Origin of the sequence: Paraburkholderia sp. A1RI_3L (assembly GCF_048957895.1) — a bacterium.
GTDB lineage: Bacteria > Pseudomonadota > Gammaproteobacteria > Burkholderiales > Burkholderiaceae > Paraburkholderia > Paraburkholderia kururiensis.
In genome coordinates this window covers 1-2,898 of the sequence record NZ_JARCHA010000043.1, presented here as the reverse complement: position 1 = coordinate 2,898, position 2,898 = coordinate 1, and the positions used below count along the sequence as shown (strand labels likewise).

The following is a 2,898-nucleotide window of genomic DNA, read 5'->3' as shown; positions in this document are numbered from 1 at the left end:
TCGAAGGCGACGCGAATTTCGACGTCGACCGCGCCACCCTCACGCCCGAGGCGCGCGGCCGGCTCGATGCGCTCATCGCCGCGGCCGCAGGCGCCACCTTCGGCACCGTCAGCGTGAGCGGCTACACCGACTCCACCGGCCCAGCCGCGCACAACCAGGGACTCTCCGAGCGGCGCGCCCGGTCCGTCGCGCAGTACCTGCAGCAGCACGGCCTGAAGGCCTCGCAGTACGTCGTGCACGGCTACGGCGAGAGCAACCCGGTGGCCACCAACGCCACGGCCGAAGGCCGCGCCCACAACCGGCGCGTGGAAATCACCACTGGCGAGGCAACAGCCAGATAACCGCAGGCCCCTCCAGGGAGGGCCCGTGCGCATGCCTGCCACGCGGCATGCGCACCTTCGGGCAGGGCCGCGACCCCGACGGTCCTGCCCACTTTTTGCAGTACTGACAGATATCACACAGTGGCCCCCGCGGCCCGCGGATACCTCACAGATACCTACATGCGCATCGGAATCTCCGTGCTGACCCATGCCGGACAGAGCGTCTGGGAGAACGGCCTGGGCCAGAACATCTTCTACCTCGTGCTGCTGCTGCGCGCGCTGCCCTTCGTGCGCAGCATCGTGCTGCTCGACTGCGGCGACCAGGCCCGTCTCGCCCCCGAAGCCCACGCCCTCGCGCCCGACCTGGCGCTGGTGCCCCCGCGCGAGGCCGCCGACCTCGTCGACGTCGTCCTCGAGATGGGCGGCGGCCTCGACACCGAATGGCTCGACTACATCCGCGCGCGCGGCGTGAAGGTCGTTTTCTTCTGCTGCGGCCAGCCCTATGTGGGACTCGCCGAGCACGTCGTCTCCGGCCGCCCCGACTACTTCAGCCGCCCCGAACGCTGCGATGCCATCTGGATCCTCGCCAAGGACCGCGTCTTCATCCCCATGCTCGAGACCCTGCACCGCTGCCCCGTGCACGAGGTGCCGTTCCTCTGGGACAGCGTGTTCGTCGAACGCCGCCGCGGCGAGGTCGAGGCCGCCGGCCTTGCCTTCGGCTACCAGCCCGGCACCGGCGAACAGACCCGCGCGCTGCGCGTGGCGATGTTCGAGCCCAACATCTCGGTGGTCAAGTGCTGCCTGATCCCCATGCTCGCCTGCGATGCCGCCTTCCGCGCCACACCGGCCGCCATCGCCCGCATGCACGTGCTCAACAGCGTCCAGATGCGCGAACACCCCACCTTCTCGTTCCTGCTCGGCTCGCTCGCGCTGCAGCAGCACGGACGCGTGCAGCTCGACAACCGCCACGACTTCGTCGCCTGCATGAGCCAGCACGCCGATACCGTCATCACCCACCAGTGGCACAACGACCAGAACATCCTCTACCTGGACGCGCTGCATGGCGGCTACCCGCTCGTGCACAACTCCCCCTGGCTCGCCAGCGCCGGATACTACTATCCGGACTCCGACATCCCGGCCGCCGCCGCGCACCTGCTGCACATCGCCCGCGAACACGACCGCGGTCACGACACCTACTGCCGCACCGCGCGCGATTTTCTCGCGCGCCTCTCGCCGCGCGCCCCGCACAACCTCAGTCACTACGCGCGACAGCTCCTGCAGCTCACCGCCGCCTCCGCCACGCACCGGAGCACACCATGCTGAACGGACGACGCCTGAAGGTCGGCGTGACCCTGTTCCTGCGCCGCGGCCAGCAGTCCATCTGGGAGAACGGCATCTTCCAGAACTGCTACTTCCTCGCCATGCTGCTGGCGAACTCGCCGCTCGTCAGCTCCGCCTGCATCGTCAACGGCGGCGACGGCGAGCCCGCCGAGGCCGCCGGCTTCCTCTCGCTCTCACCCGTGCCCGTCATCAGCATGGACGACGCGCTGCACTCGCTGGACGTGGTCATCGAGCTGAGCGCGCAGCTCAACCCCGACTGGGCCCGCGCCCTGCGCGAACGCGGCGGCCGCGTCATCGCCATGCGCGTGGCCAACGACTACGTCATCGACATCGAGCGCATGATGTTCGGCCTGCCACACGGCATGCTCGTCTCCGGCACCCCCTGCGACGCCGTCTGGACGCTGCCCGCCTTCGAGCGCATGTGCGCCCCGTACTACGCCGCGGCCCTGCACGCGCCCGTCATCCCCATGCAGCACCTGTGGAGCCCCGTGCTGCTCGAGCGCTCGCTCGCCCAGGCCGGCGGCCCGCCCTTCGGCTACGTGCCCGGCCAGCGCCAGTGGCGCCTGGCCATCCTCGAGCCCAACATCTGCATGGTCAAGACCTCGCACGTGCCCATGCTGGCCGCCGACCTGGCGCACCGCCAGCAGCCCGGCATGATCAGCTACCTGCGTGTCTTCAACACCTTCGCACTGCGAGGCAATGCCCAGTTCGTCGGTTTCGCGCGCAGCCTCGACCTCGTGCGCCAGGGACGCGCCAGCTTCGAGCCGCGCCTGCCTGTCTACGAGATCCTCGGCGCGCAGGCCGACGCCATCGTCTCCCATCACTGGGAGAACGCCCAGAACTACCTCTACTACGAGGCACTGTACGGCGGCTTTCCGCTCGTGCACAACTCCGCGCTGCTCGGCGGCTGCGGCTACCGCTACGCGGATTTCGACTGCCAGGACGGCGCGCTCGCCATCCGCCAGGCCTTCGCCTGCCACGACGCCACCCTCGGCGACTACCAGGCCCGCGCCCGGACCTTCCTCGCCACCCTCGATCCGCTCGCCCCGGCCAACATCAGCCTCTACAGCGAAGCCATTGCGGGAGTCTTCCGGTGAACCGCCCCATGACACACCCTCACGGCCGGCCATTCATGCGCGCCATGGCCACGTTCGCCATCGCCGCGTGCCTGGCCGGCGTGCCGCTCACCCGCGCCCAGCCACTCCCCCCGGCCACCAGCACTGCCGCCGGTGCCCCC

The 2,898-nt window shown here is 69.8% G+C and carries 3 protein-coding genes; all 3 read left to right on the top strand.

The window, feature by feature from the left end; genetic code table 11:
* A partial coding sequence (locus PXJ20_RS32705; protein ID WP_421057492.1) for an OmpA family protein occupies window positions 1–341 on the top strand: 341 nt, incomplete at its 5' end.
* A 159-nt stretch (window positions 342–500) separates the two neighbouring features.
* Window positions 501–1,643, top strand: coding sequence for a DUF2827 family protein (locus PXJ20_RS32700; RefSeq protein WP_421032884.1), 1,143 nt, complete (start codon window positions 501–503; stop codon window positions 1,641–1,643).
* Complete coding sequence (locus tag PXJ20_RS32695; RefSeq protein ID WP_421032883.1) at window positions 1,637–2,758, top strand: DUF2827 domain-containing protein; 1,122 nt, start codon at window positions 1,637–1,639, stop codon at window positions 2,756–2,758. The genes PXJ20_RS32700 and PXJ20_RS32695 overlap by 7 nt, the downstream gene beginning before the upstream one ends.
* Window positions 2,759–2,898: the final 140 nt, after the last annotated feature.